This window comes from Arthrobacter sp. P4_F10, from assembly GCF_056401435.1.
In genome coordinates this window covers 32,084-56,163 of record NZ_JBFUJJ010000017.1, presented here as the reverse complement: position 1 = coordinate 56,163, position 24,080 = coordinate 32,084, and the positions used below count along the sequence as shown (strand labels likewise).

Here is a 24,080-nt window from a genome sequence, read left to right as displayed (position 1 = left end):
ACCCGAAGGAGGGGCCGTTGGGAATCTTGGACACCATCCGGAATCCGCAGGACCTGAGTAAGTTGTCCGGGGCGCAGCTGGATCAACTGGCAGCCGAGGTCAGGGATTTCCTGATCGGCAACGTCTCCCAGACGGGAGGGCACCTGGGCCCCAACCTCGGCGTCGTCGAGCTCACCATCGCGGTGCACCGGATCTTCGATTCCCCCCGCGACAGCATCGTCTTCGACACAGGGCACCAGTCCTACGTGCACAAGCTCCTCACCGGACGGCAGGATTTCAGCACGCTCCGCCAGCAGGGCGGCCTGTCCGGCTACCCCGACCGCGGCGAATCCGAGCACGACATCGTCGAAAGCTCGCACGCGTCCTCGTCGCTGTCCTGGGCCGACGGCATCTCCCGCGCCCGGCAGCTGACCGGCGACGGCGACCGCTTCGTCGTCGCGGTGGTGGGCGACGGCGCCCTGACCGGCGGTATGGCCTGGGAGGCCATCAACAACATTGCGGCGGACAAGAAACGCCGCGTCGTGATTGTGGTCAACGACAACGGCCGTTCCTACGCCGCGACAGTCGGCGGGTTCGCCGACTACCTCGCGTCCCTGCGCCCCACCATCGATTCCCTCCGCGCCGCCCCCTCCTACGAAGGCACCCTCGAGTGGTGGAAGCGCAAACTGCAGAACGGCGGCCCCGCGGGCCAGTTCACCTACAAGAGCCTGCACGCCATGAAGAAGGGCCTCAAGGACTGGTGGGCCCCGCAGGGCATGTTCGAGGACCTTGGCATGAAGTACATCGGTCCCGTCGACGGCCATGACCTCCAGGCCATGGAAAACGCACTCTCCACAGCCAGGAACTACGCCGGCCCCGTGATCGTGCACGCCATGACGGAAAAGGGCCACGGCTACGCCCCGGCCCGCGCCCATGAAGCTGACCAGTTCCATGCCGTGGGCATTATTGATCCGGAGACCGGCGCACCCACCGAGGCCGGCGGCGCCAAATCCTGGACCGCCGTGTTCGCCGACGAGATCGCCGACATCGCCGACGAGCGCCAGGACATCGTCGGGATCACCGGCGCCATGCTGATTCCGGTCGGGCTGCACAAGTTCGCCGCCCGGCACCCGGAGCGTGTGTTCGACGTCGGCATCGCCGAGCAGCACGCCCTCACCTCGGCTGCCGGCATGGCGTTCGGGGGACTGCACCCGGTGGTCGCGGTCTACGCGACCTTCCTGAACCGTGCGTTCGACCAGTTGCTGATGGATGTGGCCCTGCATAAAGCCGGCGTCACGATCGTGCTGGACCGGGCCGGCGTCACCGGACCAGACGGCGCGAGCCACCATGGCATGTGGGACATGGCCATGGTCCAGATCGTCCCCGGGCTGCACCTCGCGGCACCGCGCGACGCCACCCGGCTGCGGGAGGAACTGCGCGAGGCCGTGGCCATCGAAGACGCCCCGAGCGTGATCCGCTATTCCAAGGGCAGCGTCGGTGCCGAAATCGAGGCGGTCGAACGCCTGGACGACGGCGTGGACGTGCTGGCACGCCGTCCCGCGGGCTCCAGCGAGAACGACGTCCTGATCGTCAGCGTGGGCGCCATGTCTGAACTCGCGCTGGACGTCTCCAACCGGCTCGGTGCCCAAGGCATCAGTTCCACGGTGGTGGATCCGCGCTGGGTCCTCCCGGTCCGGCGTTCCATCATCGATCTCGCCGCACGCCACCGCTTGGTCATCTGCATCGAGGATGGTGTGCGGGCCGGCGGCGTCGGCTCCCGGATCCGCCAGGAGATGCGTGCCGCGGGCGTGGACACCGCCCTCAACGAGGTCGGCCTCCCGGTGGAGTTCCTCGATCACGGCACCCGCAACCAGGTGCTCGAACGCGTCGGGCTGACCGCCCAGAAGATCACGCACGACGTCGTCGCCCAGGTCCTGGGCACAAAGGTGCCGTTTGCGCGCCCCTTGCCCGGCCAGGAACACCCCAGCACCGGCAGCCTGCCGACGCTGTAGCCAGCACATCTGTTGAGCATTACCCCGTGCGGCGCCATCCTTGGCGGCGGGACGGCCCAGGAAGGAACTGGCATATGAGTGGAATTATCCGGGTTTACAGGCGCGACGAAGAGGGCGCCCTGCAGTTTAGGGAAGCCTGGTTTGACGAGGACTACAGCCAGTTCGTGATGAACCACGGCGTCGTTGGACACCAGAGCACCACCGACGAGACCGACGTCGAAAATGCCGAAGCCGCCGAGCGCCTCATGGACGCCTTCGCGGTGCAGTGCGCCGAGGACGGGTACGCCGAAATCCCCGAGGAGGAACAGTTCTGGGTGGTGGCCCAGTATGCGCTGAAGACCAAGGACGGAACCAGCCGCGACCGCTACCTCGAGGAAAAAGCCAAGGACGCCCTGATCAGCCACCTGGCCTGGCGTGGCCTGGGGATTGTGGACCGCAGCGAGTTTTCCGACTCCAGGCTCAATATCTTCTGCCTCACCCCGGACGTCAACAAGACGGTCAGCGCCATCAAGGTCTGCATCCGCGGCGAGGACCTGGACTTTACCAAGCTGAGCATTGGCGCCGCGCCGTTTGGCGAGGACACTTATAAGCTCAAGCACTCACCGAAACCGGCCAACAGCTTCACGCTCTAGGCCACACCGGTAAGGAGCCGGGCACGGCTCACATCAGTTTGGGGGCAACCGACTGGAAGGCAACGCAGTGACGCGAAAATCCTCTCGACCAGGCAGCACTCCACTCCCCGCAGGACTGGCGGCGCCCGCGCGCAAGTCGCTTGCACACGCGGGGGTCGAAACCCTCGAAAACCTCGTGCAGCTTGGCCAGCGCCGGCTTGCGGGGATGCCTGGTGTCTGCCCGCGCACGGTCGCGCAGCTCCAGGATGCCATGGACGAGCACGGGCTGGAATTGCCCGCAGGGTAGTGCTGCCGCGGCCTTGGCCGGCACGCCCGCCCGGGCGATATAGGCTAAATCCATGACTGAATACCGCCGCGTAGGAAATTCCGGACTGTCCGTCTCGGTCGTGGGACTTGGCTGCAACAACCTGGGCCGCCCCGGAACCGTGACCGAATCGCAGGAAGGCACGGACGCCGTCGTCCATGCGGCCCTCGACGCCGGGATCACTTTCTTTGACGTCGCGGACACCTACGGCCGGGAGCCGGGCCTCAGCGAGACGATGCTCGGCAGGGCCCTCGGCGCCCGCCGGGATGACGCCGTCATCGGCACCAAGTTCGGCATGGACATGCGCGGCGCCAACGGCGAGGACTTCGGTGCGCGCGGATCCCGCCGCTATATCATCAAGGCTGCGGAAGCCTCGCTGCGCCGGCTCGGCACGGACTGGATCGACCTCTACCAGTTCCACACCCCGGACCCGCTCACGCCCATCGATGAGACGCTCTCGGCCCTCGAAGACCTCGTCACCAGCGGCAAAGTCCGCTACATCGGCCACTCCAACCGGGCCGGCTGGCAGATCGCTGAGGCCGAGTACGTGGCCCGCGCCCGCGGGGGAGCCCGCTTCATCTCCAGCCAGAACCACTACAACCTGCTGGACCGACGCGCCGAGCTCGAGGTGACCCCTGCGGCCGAGGCCTATGGCCTGGGCGTCCTGCCGTACTTCCCGCTCGCCAACGGCCTGCTGACCGGCAAATACTCGTCCGGGCAGGCCCCTGAGGGAACCCGGCTCAGCCACACCCGCACCAATCTGGTCCACGACGCCGACTGGGAACAGTTGGGTGCCTTCGGCAAGTTCGCGGCCGAACGCGGGCTCAACGAAGTCCAGGTGGCGTTCTCCTGGCTTGCCGCCCAGCCGTCCGTCAGCAGCGTCATCGCCGGAGCCACCACGCCGGAGCAGGTGCGCCAGAATGCCGCTGCCGTGGCCTGGGTCCCCAGCCACGCCGACCTCGCCGAGCTGGACGTCCTCTTCCCGCGCACGCCCAAGGTGGCACTGTTCTGAACGGTCCGCCCCTGAATGAGCCGGCCCTGGGCGCCCCCGGGGCCGGTCCTGAGGTCACGCATTCGATCCTGATGGACGTCGACACCGGGATCGACGACGCCCTGGCCCTGGTCTACCTGTTGTCCCGGCCCGAGGTCCGCCTCCAGGCAGTCACGTGCACCGCGGGGAATGTCGGGGCCCGGCAGGTGGCGCTGAACAACCTGGCCCTGCTGGAGCTGTGCGGCCGCGTGGGCATCGAGGTGGCCATCGGCGCCGAGGTCCCCCTGGAGATCCCGCTGGTCACCACCGAGGAGACCCACGGGCCGCAGGGGATCGGCTACGCCGAGCTGCCGCCGCCGCACCAGCAGATCTCGGCGCGGCACGCCGTCGACGTCTGGGTGGAGGAGGTACGGGCGCACCCGGGGGAGCTCACCGGGCTGATCACCGGTCCGCTGACCAATTTCGCCCTGGCCCTGCGCCGCGAGCCGGAGCTGCCGCGGCTGCTCAAGGGACTCGTCATCATGGGCGGCAGCTTCTACTACCAGGGCAACACGACCCCGACGGCAGAATGGAACACCTCGGTGGACCCGCATGCCGCCAAGGAAGTGTTTGCTGCCTACCGGGGGATGCCCGAGGACAAACTGCCGATCCTGTGTGCCCTGGAAATGACGGAGCGGATCGAGATGCGCCCGGAGCACCTGCGCCGCCTCGGCGAGGCTGCGGGCGCGCCGGAGCCTGAACTCGTCCTCCCGGACCAGCCCGAAGGCCAGCGCAGCCAGTCAGGCAACCCCCTCGTCGCCTGCCTGTCCGACGCCCTGCGTTTCTATATGGAATTTCACCGGCTCTACGACCAGGGCTATGTGGCGCACGTGCACGACGCCTTCGCGGCCTGCGCTGCCGCGGGACGCACACCGTTCGCCACCCGGCTGGCCACGGTCGACGTCGAAACGGATTCGCCCCTGCTGATGGGTACCACGGTGGCCGACTTCCGCGGGCTGTGGGGGCTACCGCCAAACGCGAGGATTGTCTCGGACAACAACCCCGGGCACTGCTTCGACGAACTGATTTCCTCGGTCGGCGCCCTTGCCCGCGCGGTGGGCCCCCGGTCCCCGACGCCCTGAAGCCGGACATTTTTGCTGGGTCAACGCGGGGAGTTCCCGGGCGGGTCTGCAGATCGCTAGAACCGTCGCTGCTCGCTAGGATGGTAGCTGCGCCGAGGTGACATGAGGCGGAACTTGTTGCACCCAGCCAAAGGAACACCGCCCATGTCACAGCCAGCCCTCACCGTCACTGCCCCTGGACAGGCGGCCGGCCGCAGGCGCCGCCTGCTCGAAATCGCAGGCGCCGCCGCCATCGCCGCCACGTACATCTTCCTGGTGCTGACCCAGCCTGTGGACATTGCCAACGGCCCGGCCAGTTTCTCCGCACTCGTGGCCCTCGGCGGCTTCCTGCTTGGCGCGGTGCTGCTGATTGTGGCCGTCTTGCCCGTTCTCCCCACTTCCACCGTGGTCCTGATCCCGGTGGCGCTGGTCCTGAACGTTGTCCTCGGACAGCTGATGGGCAGCACCGGCCTGCCGTTCTACCTCGACGCGATCGGCACCGTCCTGATCGCCGTTCTCGCCGGCCCCGCGGCCGGTGCCGCCACGGGCGCGCTGAGCAGCATCGTCTGGTCCTTCTTCAACCCCACCGTGCTGCCCTTCGCCGCCGGTGCTGCGCTCATCGGTTTCCTGGCCGGCATGGCCGCCCGCGGCGGCCTGTTCCGCCGCTTCTACTTCGCCCCCATCGCCGGGTTCGTCACCGGCATCCTGGCCGGCGTCGTCTCCGCCCCGATCGCAGCCTTCGTCTTTGGCGGTACCTCGGGCCTGGGCACCGGGGCGATCGTCAGCGCCTTCCGGGCCATGGGGGACACCCTCCTGGCCGCCATCACCAAGCAGGCGCTGATTTCCGATCCCATGGACAAGGCGATCGTCTTCACGATCGCGGCGCTGCTCGCCTACGCCCTGCCCCGCCGCACCACCTTCCAGTTCCCCTTCGTGCGCCGCTACCGGGTGCTCGCCGGCAAGGCTCCGGCAGCGCCGGAGGCCTGAGCCCTGTGACCACTGTGACCTCGTGACAGTGAGACCCTGACACCGTGCCTATGAGACCGTGCCTATGAAACCGCGTCTCCACCCCTTCACCGCGCTGACCGCCGCCGCCAGTGCCGCCGTCGTCACGACGGCGGCTGCTTACTGGCCGCTGTCTGTCGCCGTGGCCCTCGCCGCGGTGTTTCTCGCGGTGCGCACTGGAGTTGCGGGCCGGGTCCTGCCTGCCGCGGCGGTGATCCTGACGCCCCTGTGCCTGTCCTTGCTGGTGCTGCACGGCCTGTTCTTCCCCGAAGGCCAGATCGTGCTGGCCCACTGGGGCCCTGCCAGGGTCACGGCCGAGGGCCTGGGCTTCGCGCTGGAACTCGGAACGCGGACCACCGCCTGCGTCCTGGTTTTCCTGCTCTTTTCCTTCGCCGTGAGCGTTCCCGACCTTGTCTCAGCCCTCGCCGGGCGCAGGATCCCGCCGCAGTTCGGCTTTGTCCTGGCATCCACCCTCACCCTCCTGCCCGCCGTTGCCGTCCGCCTGGACCGGATCCGGCAGGCCCAGGAAACGCGCGGGATGGAGGTCCGGCGCGGCCTGCTGTCCCGCCTCGGCGCGCTCCGCCTGCAGATAGTGCCGCTGGTCCTGGCCCTGATCGACGACGCCGGCAGCCGCGCCCAGGCGCTCGACGCCCGCGGCTTCGGCAGCCCGGGACCCCGCACCAGTTACCGCGAAGTCGCCGACCCGCCCGGCCAGCGTCGCTTCCGGACTGCCGCGCTGCTCTTCGCGGCAGCCGCCGTCGCCGGACGGATAGTGGCCTCCTGGCCTGCCGGGGTGCCGACGTGACGGCCACCACCCGGACGGCGCTCCAGATCCGGATCGAGGCGTTCACGTTCCACGGCGAGGGCACCCCGGTGCTGAGCAGTGCGTCGGTCTCGGTCACGCCCGGCTCCCTGACCGCTGTCCTGGGCGGCTCCGGGAGCGGAAAATCCACGCTGGGCAAACTCATGGCCGGCTGGCTCCGGGCCGGTCACGCGGGAGCATTCCGCGGCAGCCTGGAGCTTGACGGCACCCTGCTGGAATTCCGCGGCGCCCCTGACGATCCCCGGATCAACCCCGCCGAATGGTCGCGCCGCGTGGCCTTCGTCCCGCAGGACCCCGCCGCGATGCTCTCCTCGGTTCGCGCCACCGTCGCCGAAGAGCTGGCCTTCGGCTTGGAAAACCGTGCGACGCCGCGGGACGACATGCTCCGCGCGGTGGGGCGGACGGCTGCGCGCACGGGACTCTCGAACCTGCTGGACCGGGACCCGGCCACGCTCTCCGGAGGAGAGCTGCGCAGGCTCGCCGTGGGCTGCGCCGTCATCGCGGAACCGGACATCCTCATCCTGGACGAGCCGCTGGCATCGCTGGATGCGGCCGGAGCCGCACAGGTTGAGGATCTGGTCCGCAGCCTCCGCGGCACCGGGACCGGCGTCGTCCTGCTGAGCCAGGCGGCGGACCGCCTCGCCGGCGAAGCAACGCACTGGACAGTTCTCGACGGCGGGACGGTCACCGCTGCGGGAACGCCGGCGCAGCTGTCCGGCTCGGCCGAGCTGGAGCGGGCCGGTGTGATTGGCGTGCGCGGCCATGGCATTCCTGGCCCTCCCGTATCTGGTCCCGGCGTTCTGGGGCCCGGTGTTACCGCCGGAGCCCGCGGCCCCGGTCCGGTGCCTGTCGCTGCGCCCGGCCCCGGGCCGGCAGCGCTGGAATTGCACGGGGTTGGGTTCGGCTACGGCCAGGACCCGCGGCGGCCAGGCACCGCTACGCAGGCTCGGGTCCTCCGGGACGTGGACTTCGCCGTGCAGCGGGGCGAGATCATCGCCGTGACCGGGCCCAACGGCGCCGGCAAGTCGACACTGCTGCGTCACTTCAACGGACTGCTCCGGCCCTCGGCCGGGGACGTGCGGGTCTGCGGGCGCAGTATTGCCGGCGTGCCGGTGGGAACCGTCGCGGCCTCCATGGGCCTGTTGTTCCAACACCCCCGGGACCAGCTGTTCGAACGGACCGTCCTGCGCGAAGCCGCGTTCGGACTCCGGCAGCTGTTCGGGAAAGCCGAAGCCGAGGGCAAGGCCCGGGCGGCGCTGGCGGCGGTGGGGCTGTCCGGTACCGGGGAGGTCCACCCGGCTGAACTGTCGGCCTCCCAGCAACGTCTGCTCGCCCTGGCCACGGTCCTGGCCCGTGAACCGGCAGTGTTGGCCCTGGACGAGCCCACCGTCGGGCTGGACCGGCACGGGCTCGAGGCGCTGCAGGCCGCCGTTGTCCGCGCCGCCGCGCGGGGCGCCGCGGTCGTCATGGTCACCCATGACCTGGCCTACGCGCGGATGAACGCGCACCGCGTCCTGGAACTCACGGACGGCCGGCTGAGCGAGATCTGACTCCGGCGGGGTTTCTCCGCTACTCGCGTTCGAGGGAGCGATCGCTGCACACGCTCTCCACCAGATCCGCCAGCGCATCGATGCCTCGCTGGCACCCGGAAAATGATCGCCGTACCTGACAATCACGCGGCACAGGCACACTCAGCCTGAACACGCGCGGCACCAACGAAAGCGGCGCCGCCGCCCGGACCAAAGTCCAGGCAGCGGCGCCATAAGGCAGGGCCGGTTCAGGCTGGCGCCTGACCGCCGAACGCCGGAGTTAGGCCGGTTCGGACGCCACGCCCGGCGCCAGGAATTTCTTCCCGTTGACCCGCTCCGAGGCGCCCACCCGGTCCAGGTACGGCGTAATGCCGCCCAGGAACATCGGCCAGCCCGCGCCAAGGATCATGCAGAGGTCGATGTCCTCGGGGCCGGCCACGACGCCCTCCTCGAGCATGAGTCCGATTTCCTCAGCCAGCGCGTCCTGCGTCCGGCGCAGCACTTCCTCGCCGGTGGACGGTGCGCTGCCAAAGGACATCAGCGCCAGGGTCTCGGCCGGGATGAATGGCTTGCCGTCCGGGCCCGGCACCGGCGCCCCATTCTGCACGGCCCAAATGGACGTCACACCGTTGTCGATCAGCGCCTGCAGGTTCCTCGAAACCCTGAAGCGGTCCCCGAACGCCGCGTGCAGCGATTCCTGGACGTGCTGGGCCACGGGCAGGCCCACCATGGCACCGAGCACAAAGGGAGTCATGGGCAAGCCCATCGGCCGCAGCGCGTTATCCGCCACTTCGGCCGGCGTGCCTTCGTCGAAGGCCGCGGTGACTTCGCCCATGAGGCGCAGCAGGACGCGGTTGACCACGAACGCCGGGGCGTCCAAGACCCGCACGGCGGACTTCTTGAGGCCCTTGGCGAGCTCGAACGCGGTGGCCAGCACGGCGTCGTCGGTCTTCGGTGCGCGCACGATCTCCAGCAGCGGCATCACGGCCACCGGGTTGAAGAAGTGGAAGCCCACCAGGCGCTCCGGGTGCTCCAGATCTTCCGCCATCGCGGTGACGGACAGCGAGGACGTGTTCGTGGCGAGGATGCACTCGGCCGAGACGATCGCCTCGACTTCCTTGAAGACCTGCTTCTTGATGTTGAGTTCCTCGAAGACGGCCTCAATGACGAAGTCGGCGTCGGCAAAGGCCTCCTTGGAAACGGATCCCGTGACGAGCGCGCGGGTGCGGTTGGCGGCGTCGGGGCTGATCCGGCCCTTCGCAAGGAGCTTGTCCACCTCGGCGTGGACGTAGCCCACGCCCTTGTCCACGCGGGCCTGGTCAATGTCCGTCAGTACAACCGGAACCTTGAGCTGGCGGGCGAAGAGCAGTGCCAGCTGGCTCGCCATCAGTCCGGCGCCCACGACGCCGATCTTCGTGACCGGGCGTGCGAGCTTGCGGTCCGGGGCGCCGGCGGGACGCTTGGAGCGGCGCTGCACGAGGTCCAGGAAGGCGTAGACGGTGGAGCGGAACTCGTCAGTCTGCATGAGGTCCGCCAGTGTCTCGCATTCGAGCCCGGCGGATTGCGCCTGGGTCAGGGTGCGGTTGGCTTCCATTACGTCCAGGACCTTGGCCGGCGCCGGTGAGGCGTTGGAGGTCTTGGCCTCCACGAAGGCCCGGCCCTTGGCGACGGCGGCCGACCAGCGTGCGGCGACCTCTGGGGCGGACGGGTCCACGGCGTTCGCCCGCTCCGGCGCCACGGCRCCGGCAATGACTTTCGCGGCCCACGCGAGGGACTGTTCCACGAAGTCAGCCGGTTCAAACATCGCGTCCGCCATGCCGAGCTGGTAGGCCTGCGGCCCGGTGAGGGTGCGGTTGTTGGTCAGCGGGTTTTCGATCATGACCTTGAGGGCGTTCTCCGGCCCGATCAGCCTCGGCAGGATGTAGACCCCGCCCCAGCCCGGGATGAGTCCGATGAACGCCTCGGGAAGGGCCAGCGCTCCGGCGCCGGTGGAGACTGTGCGGTAGGTGGACTGGAGTGCGATCTCCAGGCCGCCGCCCAGGGCAATGCCGTTGATGAACGCGAAGCTCGGCACGCCCAGGGTGGCCAGGGTGGAGTAGACGTCGTGGCCGAGCTGGGCCATCCACTTGCCTTGCTCGCGTCCGCTGACCGACTTGACCGTTGACAGGTCTGCGCCGGCCACGAGGAAGTACGGCTTGCCGGTGACGCCGACGCCGGCAATCTCGCCGCGGGCGGCGCGTTCCTTCAGCCCCTCGAGCACCGTGCCGAGCTCGATCAGGGTGTTGGGTCCGAGGGTGGTGGGCTTGGAGTGGTCCAGGCCGTTGTCGAGGGTGACCAGTGCGAAGGTGCCGGGGCTTGTGCCGTCGACGGGAGGCAGTTCGATGTCCTGGACATAGGAGTGGGTGACCGTCTCGTTCGGGAAGAGGTCGGCAAGCTTGCGGAAATCAGCGGCGCTCATGCTGTGGCTCCAGTCTCGGTGGTCGTAGTCTCTGCCTGATCTGCTTCGGTGCTGTGTGTTTCGGTGCTGTGGGCGTCGGTGCCGTAGTCCGCGTGATGCGGGTTCTCCCAGATGATGGTGGCGCCCATGCCCAGGCCGATGCACATCGTGGTCATGCCAAAGCGGACCGAGGGGTCCTCCTCGAACTGCCGGGCCAGTTGGTTCATCAGCCTGACCCCCGAGGACGCCAGCGGGTGCCCGACGGCGATCGCGCCGCCGTAGCGGTTGACGCGGGGGTCGTTGTCGGCGATCCCGAAGTGGTCCAGGAAGCTGAGGACCTGGACGGCGAAGGCCTCGTTGATTTCGAAGAGGCCGATGTCCCCGATGCCGAGTCCGGCGTTCTTGAGGGCCTTTTCGGTCGCCGGGACCGGGCCGATGCCCATGACCTCGGGTTCCACGCCGGCGAAAGCGTAGGCGACCAGGCGCATCCTGACCGGCAGCCCGAGTTCCTCGGCGGCATCGGCGGAGGCCAGCAGGGCCGCCGTTGCGCCATCGTTCAGGCCCGCGGCGTTGCCCGCCGTGACCCGGCCGTGGGCGCGGAACGGGGTCTTGAGGGCCGCCAGGTCCTGCAGTGAGGTTCCGGGGCGCGGGGGTTCGTCCACGGTGTTGACGGTCCAGCCCCTGCCCGGCTTCATCGTGGCGACGGGCACGAGGTCGGGCTGGATCTGGCCGCTGGCGTAGGCGGCGGCGAGCTTGTCCTGCGAGGCGACGGCGTAGGCGTCCGTGCGGTCCTTGGTGATGGCCGGGAAGCGGTCGTGCAGGTTCTCGGCCGTGTTGCCCATGTTGAGGGCGGCGGGGTCCACGATCCGTTCGGACATGAAGCGCGGGTTGGGGTCCGCGCCGACGCCCATCGGGTGGTTGCCCATGTGTTCGACGCCTCCGGCGATGACGACGTCGTACGCGCCGAAGCCGATGCCGCTGGCCGTCGTGGTTACGGCCGTCATGGCGCCGGCGCACATGCGGTCGATCGCGAAGCCGGGCACGGTCCGGGGGAGTCCGGCCAGCAGCGCGGCGGTGCGGCCGATGGTCAGGCCCTGGTCGCCGGTCTGGGTGGTGGCGGCGATCGCGACTTCGTCGATCCGGTCCGCAGGTAGAGAGGGGTTGCGGCGCATCAGTTCGCGGATGCACTTGACCACCAGGTCATCGGCGCGGGTGCCGGCGTAGATGCCTTTTTCGCCCGCGCGGCCGAAGGGGGTGCGGACGCCGTCGACAAAGACGACGTCGCGGACCGTGCGGGGACTCGCGCCGCGGGGACTAGCGCCGCGCGGACTCGCGCCGCTGTTTGTTCCGCTGCTGTTTTGTCCGCTTTTGTTTGTTCCGCTGCCGGGGGTTCCACTGCTGTGGGCTTGGCTCACGTGTTACTCCTCATTGAGACATGGTTGCCGGAACCCCGCCGGTGGCCGGGCTTGCCACGGGCGGGAGGGATCCGAACGACATCATGAATTATGTTACTCGCCAGTAACATGGCTGGCAAGGAGGAGGGGGGTACCGCCCCGGGAGGATCTGCTAGAGCGTGGAAGCCGATGGCGCCTCTGCGGGGGCCTTGGGCTCCTTCACGGGCAACGGCTCGGGGTGCAGGAAGGCCTCGGCAATGAGCGGGGCAGTAATTTCGATCTGCCACTGGCGCGCCCCGAGGTTCGCCAGTTCCTCGGCGACGCCTTCCTCGCTGAGCTCTGCCGGCGGACGCCACGCGACCCGCCGAAGATAGTCCGGAGTCAGCAGGTTTTCCACCGGCAGGTTCAGCTCCTCGGCCCTGGCCTGGAGTTTCGGACGTGCGGTGGCAAGCCTGGCGGCCGCCTCCGGGTCCCGGTCTGCCCAGACGCGCGGGGGTGGGGGAGCGTTGGTGGGCAGGTGCAGCGGCGGCAGGTCTTCCAGGGCCCTGGCAATGCCGATGCAGCGCAGCCAGCGGGGCGCCTCGCGCTGGGCGGCGCGGCCGTGGAACCCCTTGGTGCCCAGAAGTTGGGGAACCGTGGAGGGCATCGCCTTCGCGGCAGCGACGAGGGCGGAGTCGGGGATCAGTCGGCCGGGGGCGACGTCGCGCTTCTGGGCCAGGGAATCGCGTTCCAGCCACAGCTCCCGGACTGCGGCCAGCTGGCGGCGGTCCCGGATCTGGTGCAGTCCGGACGTCTTGCGCCACGGATCAACGCGTGGCGGGGCCTGTCCGGCCTCGAGGATGGCGGCGAATTCCTGCTCGGCGTATTCCAGCTTTTCGTCCGCGACGAGGAGTTCGATCAGTTCCTCGCGAAGCTCGGTCAGGACTTCGACGTCGAGGGCCGCATAGCGCAGCCACGGTTCCGGCAGCGGGCGGGTGGACCAGTCGGCGGCGGAATGTTCCTTCGCCAGGCCGAAGCCCAGGAGCTGTTCAATGACGGCGGCGAGGCCCACCCGGGGCAGTCCGGCCAGGCGCGCGGCGAGCTCGGTGTCGAAGAGCTTGTCCGGCCACATCCCGAGTTCGGACAAGCAGGGCAGATCCTGGCTGGCGGCGTGGAGGATCCATTCGACGCCGCGCAATGCGTCATTGACGATGCTCAGGTCCCCGAAGGGCTCTGGATCGATCAGCCAGGTCCCGGAGCCTTCGCGCCGGATCTGGACCAGGAAGGCGCGCTGGCCGTAGCGGAAGCCTGAGGCCCGCTCCGCGTCCACGCCCGCAGGGCCGTGGCCGGCGGCGAGGGCCGCGGCGCAGCGTTCGAGTCCGGACTGGGTTTCAATGACCAGCGGCACGCCATCGCGGGGAACGTCGAGGTCGATCACTTCAGGGACCAGGCTGTCGAAGCCTTCCACGGTGATGTGGGCTGTGGTGTCAGCAGCCTCGGCCGTATTGCGAATGGCGGCGGCCGTGCTGATTTCCGGATTCTGAGGGGTCATGGTCTCTACAGTTTACCGACAACATGGCGTCTAAGGCCGTGACCGTGGCCGAACAAGCGCCTCATGCGTATCCGCGGGGGCGCCGGGGAAGGGGCGTCACGCCCTCGGGCAGCGGCGGCAGTCCGGCGAAGGTGCAGACCATGTCCGACCACGCCTCCAGGTGCGAGGTGATGTCCGGAGTGGCCGGGGTCCAGGAGGCCCGGAGCTCAATGTCGATTGAATTCGGCCGGTCCGACAATGTTCCAAAGCTCTCCGAGAGCACCCTCGTGGCGGTGCCGCCGGCGGAGCGGTACGGGGCCTGATGGTTGTCCAGTGCCTCCACCAGCCACGTCCACGCCACGGACCCCAGGAGTTCGTCGTTGCCCATCTCCGGTTCCAGCTGGGCACGGATGTAGGTGACGATCCGGAACTCCCCGTCCCACACGGCGGAGCCGTCGGGATCGTGGAGCAGAATAAAGCGGCCAGTGGCCAGTTCGACGTCGTCACTGCCGGACGCCCGTTCCAGGGCCGCGGCAGCCGGGCCGTGGACCGGCCCGCCGGCGGGGGACTCGCCCGGTCCGATCACCTCGGCACCCAGGGCCACCGCGAACGGCGCCAGCCGCGACGGGGCCGGAATTTCGTCCAGGTGCAGCTCGCTGCGGCAGCGTGCCTGTCGAAGGGTCCCCAAGGCGAAGAGGAAATCTGCCGGAACCTGATCAAGGGAGCTCACCTTGGAAGGTTATGCAACGGCCAGGCCCCCGCCCGGCAGACTCGCCGCCGGGCAGGGGAAGCCGTGCAGGGCTCAGGCCGCGGCGAGCTCGCGCTTGATGGCCGCAATGAAGGAATCAACGTCTTCCTCGGTGGTGTCGAAGGAACACATCCAGCGGACCTCGCGGGCAGCCTCGTTCCAGTCATAGAAGCGGAAGGACTTGCGCAGCCGGTCCGCGACACCGGCAGGCAGGACGGCGAAGACGCCGTTGGACTCGGTCTTCTGGCTCAGTTCGACGCCCGGGATCGCCTCGACGCCGGCGCGCAGCCGGGCGGCCATGGCATTGGCGTGCGAGGCCGACCGCAGCCACAGGTCCCCCTCGAGGAGGGCAATGAACTGGGCGGACATGAACCGCATCTTGGACGCCAGCTGCATGTTCATCTTGCGCAGGTAGACCAGGCCGTGGGCGGCTTCGGGGTTCAGCGCGACCACAACCTCGCCGAACAGCAGGCCGTTCTTCGTGCCGCCGAAGGAGAGGATGTCCACGCCGGCGTCGCGGGTGAAGGCCCGCAGCGGGACGCCCAGGTGCGCGGCGGCGTTGGCCAGCCGGGCGCCGTCCATGTGCAGTTTCATGCCCTTGGCGTGGACATGCTCCGCGATGGCCCGGACCTCGTCCGGGGTGTAGCAGGTACCCAGCTCGGTAGTCTGGGTGATGGAGACGGCCAGCGGCTGGGCGCGGTGCTCGTCGCCCCAGCCCCAGGCCTCCTGGTCGATCAGCGCGGGCGTGAGTTTGCCGTCATGGGTGGGGACCTGCAGCAGTTTGATGCCGCCGATCCGCTCCGGTGCACCGTTTTCGTCCATGTTGATGTGGGCGGTGGAGGCGCAAATGACGGCGCCCCAGCGCGGCAGCAGGGACTGCAGGGACAGGACGTTAGCGCCGGTGCCGTTGAACACCGGGAAGCACTCGATGCCTTCGCCGAAGTGCCCTTCCATCAGCTGCTGCAGGCGCGCGGTGTAGTCGTCTTCGCCGTAGGAGACCTGGTGGCCTTCGTTCGCGGCGGCCAAGGCCGCGAGGACCTCCGGGTGCACGCCGGAATAGTTGTCCGAGGCGAAGCCGCGGACGGAAGGATCGTGGAGCCGCACCGAAGTGCTGGCAGGGACAGTTTCAACTGTGCTGGTCRTCGTTTTGCTCACGCTTTCAGTCTAAGAGGTCGGGCCCCAAGGGCTAAGTCAGGGGGCTAAGTCCGGCGGCAGTCCGGGCCACTGAGCCGGGGTCAGTGGATCCGGATCTGTTCAGCGGCTGAGCAGCAGCCGCTGGCCGTTCAGCTCGCCGGCAGGAGTGCTGAAGAGCCCGGCTGCGGCAGCCGCCAGGTCAGCCACGTCCGTGAAGCCCGGGAACGACCGTTCCGGGGCCTTGGCCCGCATTCCGGGGTCAACGAGGGCCTTCACCACGAAGATGGTGGCGGCGCTGCGCAGCTCCGGCTTTTCCTGCTGGGTGCTTTCCTGATCCGGGCTTTCCTGCCCGGTGTTGCCGGCACCGGCGGCCGCGGCGTGGGCCCGCCGGAAGCCGTCAGCGACCGCGAGCGTCCAGGCTTCCGCGGCGGCCTTGGCCGCGGCGTAGCTGGCCCCGCCCGCCGTCGGGGTGCTCACGGCCGTGGAGGACACCATGGCAAAGCGTCCGGTGTCTGACGCGGCGAGGTCGTCGAAGAACACGCGCGTGACGTTCCGCAGTGTCGTGACGGCATTGCGTTCCAGGAAGTCCCAGTCCTCGTCGCTCTGGTCCGTGATGCCTTTGGCGCCGCGCCAGCCGCCCACCAGGTGGATGACGCCGTCGACGTTTCCGGCCATGCCCGCAACGCTCGCCCGCAAGGCCCTTACCTCCGCCAGGCTGGCGAGGTCGCTCACCAGCGCGGTGACGCCGCCGCCGGCTTCGGCGGCGGCGGCCTCGATGCGGGCGGCATTCGACCCGACGGTGAAGACCCTGTGGCCGGCGTCGCGAAGGGCCCGGGCCGTGGCGATCCCAGACGGCCCGCTGCCGCCGGTGACCAGCACGTTCAAGGTGCGTCCGTTGCTCATCCGGCGTTCAGGGCCCGGGCGCCGCTGGCCTCGCCGGTGTCTGAAGATCCGGTGTCTGAAGATCCCGTGATGCCGGCAGTGGATTCGATGACCGGCCGCATCTTCTTCTCCAGCGCTTCGTAGAACATGGAGAGCGGGAACTCGTCGTCGAGGACCTGGTCCGTGAGGCCGCGGGGCGGGCCGTCCAGGGGAAGGGCGTCCGGACCCTTGGCCCAGACCGAGGCCGGGTTGGGCGTGACCGTGCCGGAGATGAGCTCGTAGGCGGCGAGCCAGTGGGCCATCTTGGGGCGGTCGATCGAGCGCCAGTACAGTTCCTCGATCTTGGCGCCGAGTTCAACCACGACCCCGGCCGCCTCGTCCCAGTCGATGCTGAGTTTGCTGTCGGTCCAGTGCAGGACGTGGTGCTGGTGCATCCAGGCGAAGAGCAGCTGGCCGCCGAGGCCGTCGTAATTGCGGACGCGGGTGCCGGTGATGGCGAAGCGGAAGATGCGGTCGAAGATCACGGCGTACTGGACAAGCTTGGCGTGCCGGCGGGCCTCCGGGTCGGCGTCCTCGTCCTTCTCGATTTTCACCGATTCGCGGAAGGCGGTGAGGTCGCAGCGCAGTTCCTCCAGCGAGTAGAGGAAGTACGGCATGCGCTGCTTGATCATGAACGGGTCGAAGGGCAGGTCCCCGCGCATGTGGGTGCGGTCATGGATGAGGTCCCACATGACAAACGTTTCCTGCGTCAGCTCCTGGTCCTCCAGCAGCCCGGCGGCGTCCTTGGGCAGCTGCAGGGAAGTGATCTCGGCGGCGGCACGCAGGACGCGGCGGAAGCGGGCGGCCTCGCGGTCGGCGAAGATCGCGCCCCACGTGAACGTCGGGGTCTCGCGGACAGCGACGGTCTCCGGGAAGAGGACTGCTGAGTTGGTGTTGTAGCCCGGGGTGAAGTCGAGGAAACGGATCGGGACGAAGAGCTTGTTGGAGTATTCGCCCGTTTCCAGGCCGCCTATGAACTCGGGCCAGATGACCTCGATCAGGACGGCCTCGACGAGGCGGCTGCTGCTGCCGTTCTGGGTGTACATCGGGAACACGACGAGGTGCTGGAGCCCGTTGACCCGGTGCTGCTGCGGCTGGAAGGCCTGCAGGGAATCCAGGAAGTCCGGCACGCCAAAGCCGGCGTCGGCCCACCGGCCGAAGTCGGTGACGAGCAGGTCAAGGTAACGGGCATCGTGCGGGAAGGACGGGGCCAGGGCCGTGACCGCCGCGGTGATGGTTCCAACGTGGCCGGCCGCGGCGTCGTGGGCTTCGGCATCCGGCACGGATCCGTCCTTGACCTGGAGGGCCTGCAGGGCCGTGGCCGCAGCCTTGAGCCGCAGCCATTCCTGGTTGCTGGCAGTGATCGGGGCGGGGGCGGTGAGAGCAGTCGTGGTCATCGTCGACGGTCGCCTTTCTGGTTGCTGTGGAGCGTGTCGCTGGATCTGAATCGAGCGTAGCAAGCAAACAGAGGCGCTAATGCAAAATTGCTTCGAGCATAAGAAAGTCTGGGGCAAGTGATTCTGAAAGCCCGTTCCAGCGGAAGGAGAGGAAGGGCTGCGGGCTACTGCCCGGCGCCGTCCGCGGGAACGAGTTTCAGGGAGACCGAGTTGATGCAGTACCGCTGGTCCGTGGGGGTGCCGTAGCCCTCGCCGTCGAACACGTGTCCCAGGTGGGAATCGCATGTGCCGCAGCGGACTTCCACCCGGTCCATGCCCATGGTGCGGTCATGGATGTAGCGCACGGTTCCCTCGGCGAGCGGAGCCCAGAAGGACGGCCAGCCGCAGTGCGAGTCGAACTTTTCGTTGCTGGTGAAGAGCTCGGCGCCGCAGGCCCGGCACTGGTAGACGCCCCGGGTGTGGGTGTCCCAGTATTCGCCGGTGTACGGCCGCTCGGTGCCGGCCTGGCGGAGTACGCGGTACTCCTCGGGCGTCAGTTCCTCGCGCCACTGGGCGTCCGTCTTTTCGACCGGCTTTTGGCCCGGCGTGTGTTCGCCGGAGGGCTGTTCAAGCGGCGCAGCGGCAGGCGCCGCGGCGGGGTCAGCGGCGGGCACTGCGGAGGGCATGGATTTGGACCTGTTAAAGATGCTCATAGCCTCAATAACGCTCAGGAGTCCCCGATAAATCCCGAACCGGCGTACAGATGCAGGACGGGCAGCCCCAGCTTGTCCTGTGCCTTGGTGGCCCAGTCGGTGTGGAAAGTGTCTGCGACAGCGTGCGGGCGCGTGATGACCACAGCCTGTCCGGCACTGAGTTCCTTGACCTTGGCAACCAGGCCGTCGACGGCCTTGCCCTCGACGACTTCGCCCGAGACGCCGCCGCCCAGGCCGGCCAGTGCGGCCAGCGACGCGGCCAGGGTGTCGGCGGCTTCGGCCCGCTCCACGGCGGGGTCGGAGTGTGCCGTCAGTTCACGGAAGGCTTTAGCGATTTCAAGCAAGGAAAGGTTCTCCAGGAAATCCACCACCAGGTGCCGCTCGGTGTTGGCCGGCACCAGGATCAGCACGGGCGCATCACCGCCGGCAATCAGGGTTTCAATATTGACGCGGTCATCCGCACCGAGGGGCTCTTCTGTCAAAATGACGATTGGATCACTCATGACCCCAGCCTAGTCGCGCTCGTGTTGCCCCGCATGGTTGTGCCCCGCGGCAGCCTGGCGTGTCCATGCCGGCTGCCGTGCCAATGCCACGGTTGGGCTGCGGTTCAGTCAGAATGGTGCCATGGCATCCTCCTTGCGCCTCCGCCCGGACCTCCGCCCGGACCTCCGCCCGGACCTCCGCCCGGATCTTCGCCGGACCGCCGCCCGCCGGACCGCTGCCCGCGAAACAGCAGTCCACCTCGCAGTGGCCACCGGCGCCACCGCGTCCGGAAGCGCCAAGTGGGCGGTGGGCGGCATCATCGGCGGCAGCGCCGCTGCGGGCGTGCTGGCCGCCGGGTCCTCCGCCCTCGCGCTCTATTTCGCCCGTCGCGTCATCACCCCGGCCCGGTTCCGCGCTGAGGACCAGGAAGTGCTGGCCGTCATCCGCGAAGGCCGGGCGCTGCACGTCATTCTCGCCGCCACCCCGGATTCCACAGTGGACGGGGTCTATGGTTTCTTCTTCGACGGCGGCCGTGGCCATGCGCGGATCGGCCGGATCCTGTCCTACTCGCCGGCCGAACGCACCGTGCTGCGCGAGGTTGAGCACGTCTACAGCGGGGACATTGCCACCGCCCGGCGCGGATGGTGGAGCGGGGCGGCCTATCCGGATCCGGCCGCGCTGGGGCTTCCGGTGGAGGACGTGCTGATCGACGTCGATGCCGGGACCGCGCCGGCCTGGCTGGTCCCCGCCACGCCGGCGGAGGATCTGGCCCCGGATGTCTGGGCGATCATGGTGCACGGCCGCGGCGCCACCCGGCAGGAGGGACTGCGGGCCCTCCAGACCGCCAGGGAACTGGGCATGTCCAGCCTGCTGATCTCCTACCGAAACGACGGACTGGCCCCGTCAGCCAGCGACGGGCGCTACGGCCTGGGTTCCACCGAATGGCGCGACGTCGAGGCCGCCATCGGCTATGCCCTGGAACAGGGCGCCCGCGAGGTAGTCCTGTTCGGCTGGTCGATGGGCGGCGCGATCTGCCTGCAGACGGCTGACCTCTCCCGCCATCGCCACCTGATCCGGGCAATGGTCCTGGACGCGCCGGTCATCAACTGGGTCAACGTGCTGGCCCACCACGCGGAGCTGAACCGGATCCCGTCGTCCGTGGGCCGCTACGGACAGCTGATGCTCAGCCACCGCCTCGGCCGGCGGCTGACCGGGCTGGCCGCCCCCGTTGACCTCAAGGCGATGGACTGGGTTTCGCGGGCCGTGGAGCTGCGGACGCCGACCCTCATTGTGCACAGCGTGGACGACGAATACGTGCCGTTCGGGCCTTCCGCCGCGCTGGCCGAGAAGAATCCGGAGATGGTCACGTTCGAGCCCTTCGACAGGGCCCTGCACACCAAGGAATGGAACGTGGATCCGGAGCGCTGGGACCGGCAGGTCGCGGCCTGGCTCCGGCAGCAGCTGGCGCCCCGTGCCAACCCCGGCGACCAGGAGACGGCGGCCGGAAACGCCACACCCAACTAGCAGTTCACGGCAGTGTTTCGCGCGACCACTGCCGTGATCTGTCGTCTCGACGGGGACAGCAGTCTGAGACCGGGTCAGTCGCGCCGGGTCCCGATCCGGGCGGTGCGGGCAGCCGTGAGCCGAATGAGTTCGGCCGGATCCAGCTCGATGTCCAGGCCGCGCCGTCCGCCCGAAACGAGAATGGTCTCCAGCTCCAGGGCGCTGTCATCCACCACCGTGGGGGAGGACTGGCGCTGCCCCAGCGGTGAGATACCCCCGAGCACGTAACCGGTCCGCCGCTGCGCCGCTGCCGGGTCCGCCATCTCTGCCTTCTTGCCGCCCAAGGCTGCGGCCATCGCTTTGAGGTCCAGGCTGCCGCTCACGGGCACGACGCCGACGGCGAGCCGGCCGTCGACGTCGACCATCAGGGTCTTGAAGACCCGGGCAGGGTCGACGCCGAGCACTTCGGCCGCTTCCAGGCCATAGCTGGCCACCGCGGGGTCATGTGAGTAGGGGTGGGCGACAAAGGGAACCCCGGCGGCCGCGAGTGCTGCGGTGGCCGGAGTTCCCTGCGACGCGTGTTTGCGGGCCATGTGCTCTGGCTGTCCGGCGCTGGAAGTTAGGACTGCACCGGCAACTGCCGGGTTCCCGAGGCGACGACTTTCCGCTTGATCCGGCCCAGCATGGCTGTCATCCCGCGCATGCGCAGGGGAGTGATGGCCCGGGTGAGGCCCAGCAGTTCGGGCATGTCGTCCGGGACTGCCAGGATTTCCGCGGCGCTGAGCCCGTCGAGTCCTTCATGGAGCACCCCGGCAAAGCCACGGGTGGTCGGGGCCTCCCTGGGTGCCTTGAAGTAGAGCCGGACGCGCTCCGGGGCGCCGCCGTCGGCCTGTTCCGTCTCGACGGTCAGGAAGAGCGGCGTCTGGCACTCCACTACCTGCTCCAGCAGCTCCGGGTGGTCCCGGAGCCGCTCCGGAAGTTCCGGAAGTCCTTGCGAGAACTCGAGGAGAAGCTGCAGGCGGTCCGCTTCGGTCAGGGCCTGGAAATCGTCGACAATGTCCGCCAGCGCGGCGGGGAGGGCTGAAGTATTCATCATTCCCAGCTTACGCACGCGTGACGATTGTGTCCTTGTCGCTGTCGCTGTCGCTGTCCCTGTCCCAGTCGCTGACGGTTCCGGTCCATCATGGCCGTAACTACCGGCCGGCCGGAACCGCGCCGCGCTCGGCACCCTTGACGATCGGGACGCGCACGGCGTTGCCCCATTCGGTCCAGGAACCGTCGTAGTTCCGTACTGTCTCGAAGCCCAGCAGGTACTTCAGCGCAAACCAGGTGTGGCTGGACCGCTCACCGATCCGGCAGTAGGCCACGACGTCGTCGCCTGCCTTCAGGCCGGCCTCGCCGAGGTACAGGGCCTCGAGTTCGCCGCGGTTCCGGTAGGTGCCGTCGCCGGCCGCCGCGCGGGCCCAGGGGATGGAGGCCGCGGTGGGGATGTGGCCGCCGCGCAGCGCGCCCTCTTCCGGATAGGCGGGCATGTGGGTCCGCTGGCCCGTGTATTCCTCGGTCGAGCGGACGTCGATCAGCGGCTTGCCGAAGTGGGCCAGGACGTCGTCCTTGAAGGCGCGGATCGGGGCGTCGGTGCGCTCCACGACGGGGTAGTCAGCGGGGGAGGCCACGGTTGTTACGGTGGACAGGGCCCGGCCCTCGGCGATCCACTTGTCCCGGCMGCCGTCCAGGAGCCGGACGTCCTCGTGGCCGAAGAGCGTGAAAACCCACAGGGCGTACGCGGCCCACCAGTTCGATTTGTCGCCGTAAATCACCACGGTGCTGTCCCGGGAAATGCCCTTGGCCGCCGCCAGCGCGGCGAAGGCTTCGCCGTAGATGTAGTCGCGGGTCACTTCGTCGTTCAGATCCGTGTGCCAGTCAATTTTCACGGCGCCGGGGATATGGCCGGTCTCGTACAGCAGGACGTCTTCGTCGGATTCGACCACCACCAGGTTGCCGCCGTCGAGGGCGCCGTCCTCGATCGCCGTGGCCAGCCACTCCGTGGACACCAGGCGGTCGGGGTGGGCGTAGGCGGCGAATTTCTCGTTCTGCTCAACGGGGTAGGACATTGTGATGGCCTTTCACTGGAACGGTCAGGAGGCCGGGCGCGGAAAGCGTTCGCGGCGCCGGGCCTGTTACAACACTAGTCACGGGCCAGTGGGAATGCTCCACCGGGTTCACACGGGGAAATGTGGTCTTCCTCACGCCGGCCGCGGATCCGCACCCGCGCACGCGGGCCGGGCATGCTTTGCCGGTATTCTTGCTGGGGACAAGAGACCAGCAGAACGGACCACCTTGGTACAGATCGAACAGCTCGCCGCCCGTACGCCGGCAGTTTCCGTGGACGAACTCCTCAACGGGTTCTATCCGTCGCCGCGGTTCGGTGAGGTGTCGTTTTCCAGCTACCGGCCCGATCCCTCCCAGCCCAGCCAGGCCCACGCGGTTCATTCCCTGCAGCATTTCGCGGCGGGCGTGGGTGCCCGTGACGGAGACGGCCTGTTCAAGCGGCTCTTCGGCAAGAAGGACACGTCCCGGGCCGGGATCTACCTCGACGGCGGATTCGGTGTGGGCAAGACCCACCTGCTGGCGTCGCTGTGGCACGCCGCCCCGGGCCCTAAGGCGTTCGGCACATTCGTCGAATACACCAACCTCGTCGGGGCGCTGTCCTTCCGCAAGACCGTGGAGGCCCTGAGCCACTACAAGCTGGTATGCATCGATGAATTTGAGCTCGACGATCCGGGCGACACTGTGCTCATGTCCCGGCTCATGCGCGAACTCGCCGACGCCGGCGTGAAACTTGCCGCGACATCGAACACCCTGCCGGGCTCCCTCGGCGACGGGCGCTTCGCCGCCGTCGACTTTGCCCGCGAAATCCAGGTGCTGGCTGACCAGTTCGACGTCGTAAGGATCGACGGCGAGGACTTCCGTCACCGTGGCCTGCCGGCCGCGCCCGCGCCACTGCGCAATGATGACCTGACCCACCACATGCATGCCGAATTCGACGGCAAGACCGTGGCCCGCGATGAGTTCAGCACTTTGATCAACCACCTGGCCGGCGTGCACCCGAGCCGCTACCGCCAGTTGCTGGAAGGGATCGAAGGCGTCGTCTGGAAGAACGTGCACACGATTACCGAGCAGGCCGTCGCGCTGCGCTTTGTGGTGCTGGCGGACCGGCTGTACGACAAAGACGTGCCGATCCTTGCCAGCGGTGTGCCGTTCGACCAGCTCTTCACTGAGGAAATGATGACCGGCGGGTACATGAAAAAGTATTTCCGCGCCGTCTCCCGGCTCACAGCACTGGCCCGCGAGGGCCAAAACCACGAACCGTCCTAGCGTCCAACCCCTCCACCTACAACGCGGGGTCACTTGCGGCCCATTCTGGGCGCGATGTGACCCTGCGTTGCTTCGATAAGTGCCGCTGGGCGGCGTGCGGCCGAACGCCGG

22 protein-coding genes are annotated in these 24,080 nt (G+C 68.5%); 9 read left to right on the top strand and 13 right to left on the bottom strand.

Annotation, left to right across the window (positions count from 1 at the left end):
* The first annotated feature begins 17 nt into the window (after positions 1-17).
* Together dxs and AC1DR1_RS16225 are read left to right on the top strand one after the other, a co-directional pair.
* On the top strand, positions 18-1,991 hold the full coding sequence (gene dxs / locus AC1DR1_RS16230) for a 1-deoxy-D-xylulose-5-phosphate synthase (RefSeq protein ID WP_229993270.1): 1,974 nt from the start codon (positions 18-20) through the stop codon (positions 1,989-1,991).
* Between the two features lie 74 nt (positions 1,992-2,065).
* Entirely contained in the window at positions 2,066-2,623 is a 558-nt protein-coding gene (locus AC1DR1_RS16225) for a hypothetical protein (RefSeq protein ID WP_229993271.1), read from the top strand.
* 28 nt (positions 2,624-2,651) lie between these two features.
* On the opposite strand, the gene AC1DR1_RS16220 is transcribed toward AC1DR1_RS16225, so the two are convergent.
* Complete coding sequence (locus AC1DR1_RS16220) at positions 2,652-2,963, bottom strand: hypothetical protein (protein ID WP_229993272.1); 312 nt, start codon at positions 2,961-2,963, stop codon at positions 2,652-2,654.
* Here AC1DR1_RS16220 and AC1DR1_RS16215 point away from each other — a divergent pair.
* The 5 genes from AC1DR1_RS16215 to AC1DR1_RS16195 all read left to right on the top strand — a co-directional run bounded on the left by AC1DR1_RS16215 (position 2,962) and on the right by AC1DR1_RS16195 (position 8,396).
* Positions 2,962-3,939 (top strand): aldo/keto reductase, encoded by a 978-nt coding sequence (locus AC1DR1_RS16215; protein ID WP_229993273.1) that lies wholly within the window; start codon positions 2,962-2,964, stop codon positions 3,937-3,939. The genes AC1DR1_RS16220 and AC1DR1_RS16215 overlap by 2 nt on opposite strands.
* Before the next feature lie 71 nt (positions 3,940-4,010).
* Positions 4,011-5,039, top strand: a complete 1,029-nt coding sequence (locus AC1DR1_RS16210) for a nucleoside hydrolase (RefSeq protein WP_476992889.1) — start codon at positions 4,011-4,013, stop codon at positions 5,037-5,039.
* A 144-nt stretch (positions 5,040-5,183) separates the two neighbouring features.
* A complete protein-coding gene (locus tag AC1DR1_RS16205) occupies positions 5,184-6,005 on the top strand; it encodes an ECF transporter S component (protein WP_229993275.1) in 822 nt (273 codons plus the stop codon).
* Between the two features lie 64 nt (positions 6,006-6,069).
* Complete coding sequence (locus AC1DR1_RS16200; protein ID WP_364744490.1) at positions 6,070-6,828, top strand: energy-coupling factor transporter transmembrane component T; 759 nt, start codon at positions 6,070-6,072, stop codon at positions 6,826-6,828.
* Positions 6,825-8,396, top strand: coding sequence for an ABC transporter ATP-binding protein (locus AC1DR1_RS16195; RefSeq protein WP_364744493.1), 1,572 nt, complete (start codon positions 6,825-6,827; stop codon positions 8,394-8,396). Before AC1DR1_RS16200 ends, AC1DR1_RS16195 begins: the two co-directional genes overlap by 4 nt.
* A 259-nt stretch (positions 8,397-8,655) precedes the next feature.
* Here the strand turns inward: AC1DR1_RS16195 and AC1DR1_RS16190 are convergent, their stop codons facing one another.
* The 9 genes from AC1DR1_RS16190 to AC1DR1_RS16150 form a co-directional block, all read right to left on the bottom strand.
* The gene (locus tag AC1DR1_RS16190) at positions 8,656-10,833 is read right to left on the bottom strand and encodes a 3-hydroxyacyl-CoA dehydrogenase NAD-binding domain-containing protein (RefSeq protein ID WP_364744496.1); all 2,178 of its coding nucleotides are present in this window, start codon (positions 10,831-10,833) and stop codon (positions 8,656-8,658) included.
* Complete coding sequence (locus AC1DR1_RS16185) at positions 10,830-12,227, bottom strand: thiolase family protein (RefSeq protein ID WP_476967660.1); 1,398 nt, start codon at positions 12,225-12,227, stop codon at positions 10,830-10,832. The genes AC1DR1_RS16190 and AC1DR1_RS16185 overlap by 4 nt, the downstream gene beginning before the upstream one ends.
* A 151-nt stretch (positions 12,228-12,378) precedes the next feature.
* Complete coding sequence (locus tag AC1DR1_RS16180; RefSeq protein WP_229993279.1) at positions 12,379-13,737, bottom strand: HRDC domain-containing protein; 1,359 nt, start codon at positions 13,735-13,737, stop codon at positions 12,379-12,381.
* A gap of 61 nt (positions 13,738-13,798) precedes the next feature.
* Complete coding sequence (locus AC1DR1_RS16175; protein ID WP_476967659.1) at positions 13,799-14,446, bottom strand: DUF3000 domain-containing protein; 648 nt, start codon at positions 14,444-14,446, stop codon at positions 13,799-13,801.
* Between the two features lie 72 nt (positions 14,447-14,518).
* Positions 14,519-15,619, bottom strand: coding sequence for a threonine aldolase family protein (locus tag AC1DR1_RS16170; protein WP_476992888.1), 1,101 nt, complete (start codon positions 15,617-15,619; stop codon positions 14,519-14,521).
* Positions 15,620-15,718: 99 nt separating this feature from the next.
* Positions 15,719-16,501 carry an SDR family NAD(P)-dependent oxidoreductase gene (locus AC1DR1_RS16165; RefSeq protein WP_476967658.1) on the bottom strand — a complete coding sequence of 261 codons (783 nt, stop codon included), beginning with the start codon at positions 16,499-16,501 and terminating at the stop codon, positions 15,719-15,721.
* Complete coding sequence (locus AC1DR1_RS16160; RefSeq protein WP_476967657.1) at positions 16,498-17,916, bottom strand: DUF6421 family protein; 1,419 nt, start codon at positions 17,914-17,916, stop codon at positions 16,498-16,500. The genes AC1DR1_RS16165 and AC1DR1_RS16160 overlap by 4 nt, the downstream gene beginning before the upstream one ends.
* Positions 17,917-18,080: 164 nt before the next feature.
* A complete protein-coding gene (msrB, locus tag AC1DR1_RS16155) occupies positions 18,081-18,608 on the bottom strand; it encodes a peptide-methionine (R)-S-oxide reductase MsrB (protein ID WP_229993283.1) in 528 nt (175 codons plus the stop codon).
* 14 nt (positions 18,609-18,622) lie between these two features.
* The gene (locus AC1DR1_RS16150) at positions 18,623-19,111 is read right to left on the bottom strand and encodes a hypothetical protein (RefSeq protein WP_229993284.1); all 489 of its coding nucleotides are present in this window, start codon (positions 19,109-19,111) and stop codon (positions 18,623-18,625) included.
* A gap of 121 nt (positions 19,112-19,232) precedes the next feature.
* On the opposite strand from AC1DR1_RS16150, the gene AC1DR1_RS16145 reads away from it, so the two are divergent.
* The gene (locus tag AC1DR1_RS16145) at positions 19,233-20,615 is read left to right on the top strand and encodes an alpha/beta hydrolase family protein (RefSeq protein WP_476992887.1); all 1,383 of its coding nucleotides are present in this window, start codon (positions 19,233-19,235) and stop codon (positions 20,613-20,615) included.
* Positions 20,616-20,689: 74 nt separating this feature from the next.
* On the opposite strand, the gene ybaK is transcribed toward AC1DR1_RS16145, so the two are convergent.
* The 3 genes from ybaK to AC1DR1_RS16130 all read right to left on the bottom strand — a co-directional run bounded on the left by ybaK (position 20,690) and on the right by AC1DR1_RS16130 (position 22,705).
* Positions 20,690-21,187 (bottom strand): Cys-tRNA(Pro) deacylase, encoded by a 498-nt coding sequence (gene ybaK, locus AC1DR1_RS16140; protein ID WP_229993286.1) that lies wholly within the window; start codon positions 21,185-21,187, stop codon positions 20,690-20,692.
* Between the two features lie 26 nt (positions 21,188-21,213).
* Entirely contained in the window at positions 21,214-21,687 is a 474-nt protein-coding gene (locus AC1DR1_RS16135) for a SufE family protein (RefSeq protein WP_229993287.1), read from the bottom strand.
* Positions 21,688-21,787: 100 nt separating this feature from the next.
* Positions 21,788-22,705, bottom strand: a complete 918-nt coding sequence (locus AC1DR1_RS16130; protein WP_476992886.1) for a sulfurtransferase — start codon at positions 22,703-22,705, stop codon at positions 21,788-21,790.
* A gap of 226 nt (positions 22,706-22,931) precedes the next feature.
* Between AC1DR1_RS16130 and zapE the strand changes: the two genes are divergently transcribed.
* Positions 22,932-23,969: a cell division protein ZapE gene (gene zapE / locus AC1DR1_RS16125; protein ID WP_364748973.1), complete on the top strand. Its 1,038-nt coding sequence runs from the start codon at positions 22,932-22,934 to the stop codon at positions 23,967-23,969.
* The last annotated feature ends 111 nt before the right edge of the window (positions 23,970-24,080 follow it).

Excerpts from the sequence above, each read along its gene's own strand:
- AC1DR1_RS16150 (WP_229993284.1), bottom strand. The coding sequence starts at position 19,111 with ATGAGTGATCCAATCGTCATTTTGACAGAAGAGCCCCTCGGTGCGGAT.
- AC1DR1_RS16200 (WP_364744490.1), top strand. The coding sequence starts at position 6,070 with ATGAAACCGCGTCTCCACCCCTTCACCGCGCTGACCGCCGCCGCCAGT.
- AC1DR1_RS16205 (WP_229993275.1), top strand. The coding sequence starts at position 5,184 with ATGTCACAGCCAGCCCTCACCGTCACTGCCCCTGGACAGGCGGCCGGC.
- msrB (WP_229993283.1), bottom strand. The coding sequence starts at position 18,608 with ATGAGCATCTTTAACAGGTCCAAATCCATGCCCTCCGCAGTGCCCGCC.
- ybaK (WP_229993286.1), bottom strand. The coding sequence starts at position 21,187 with ATGGCCCGCAAACACGCGTCGCAGGGAACTCCGGCCACCGCAGCACTC.
- AC1DR1_RS16180 (WP_229993279.1), bottom strand. The coding sequence starts at position 13,737 with ATGACCCCTCAGAATCCGGAAATCAGCACGGCCGCCGCCATTCGCAAT.
- AC1DR1_RS16165 (WP_476967658.1), bottom strand. The coding sequence starts at position 16,501 with ATGAGCAACGGACGCACCTTGAACGTGCTGGTCACCGGCGGCAGCGGG.
- AC1DR1_RS16225 (WP_229993271.1), top strand. The coding sequence starts at position 2,066 with ATGAGTGGAATTATCCGGGTTTACAGGCGCGACGAAGAGGGCGCCCTG.
- AC1DR1_RS16215 (WP_229993273.1), top strand. The coding sequence starts at position 2,962 with ATGACTGAATACCGCCGCGTAGGAAATTCCGGACTGTCCGTCTCGGTC.
- AC1DR1_RS16210 (WP_476992889.1), top strand. The coding sequence starts at position 4,011 with ATGGACGTCGACACCGGGATCGACGACGCCCTGGCCCTGGTCTACCTG.
- AC1DR1_RS16145 (WP_476992887.1), top strand. The coding sequence starts at position 19,233 with ATGGCATCCTCCTTGCGCCTCCGCCCGGACCTCCGCCCGGACCTCCGC.
- AC1DR1_RS16220 (WP_229993272.1), bottom strand. The coding sequence starts at position 2,963 with ATGGATTTAGCCTATATCGCCCGGGCGGGCGTGCCGGCCAAGGCCGCG.
- AC1DR1_RS16135 (WP_229993287.1), bottom strand. The coding sequence starts at position 21,687 with ATGAATACTTCAGCCCTCCCCGCCGCGCTGGCGGACATTGTCGACGAT.
- AC1DR1_RS16160 (WP_476967657.1), bottom strand. The coding sequence starts at position 17,916 with ATGACCACGACTGCTCTCACCGCCCCCGCCCCGATCACTGCCAGCAAC.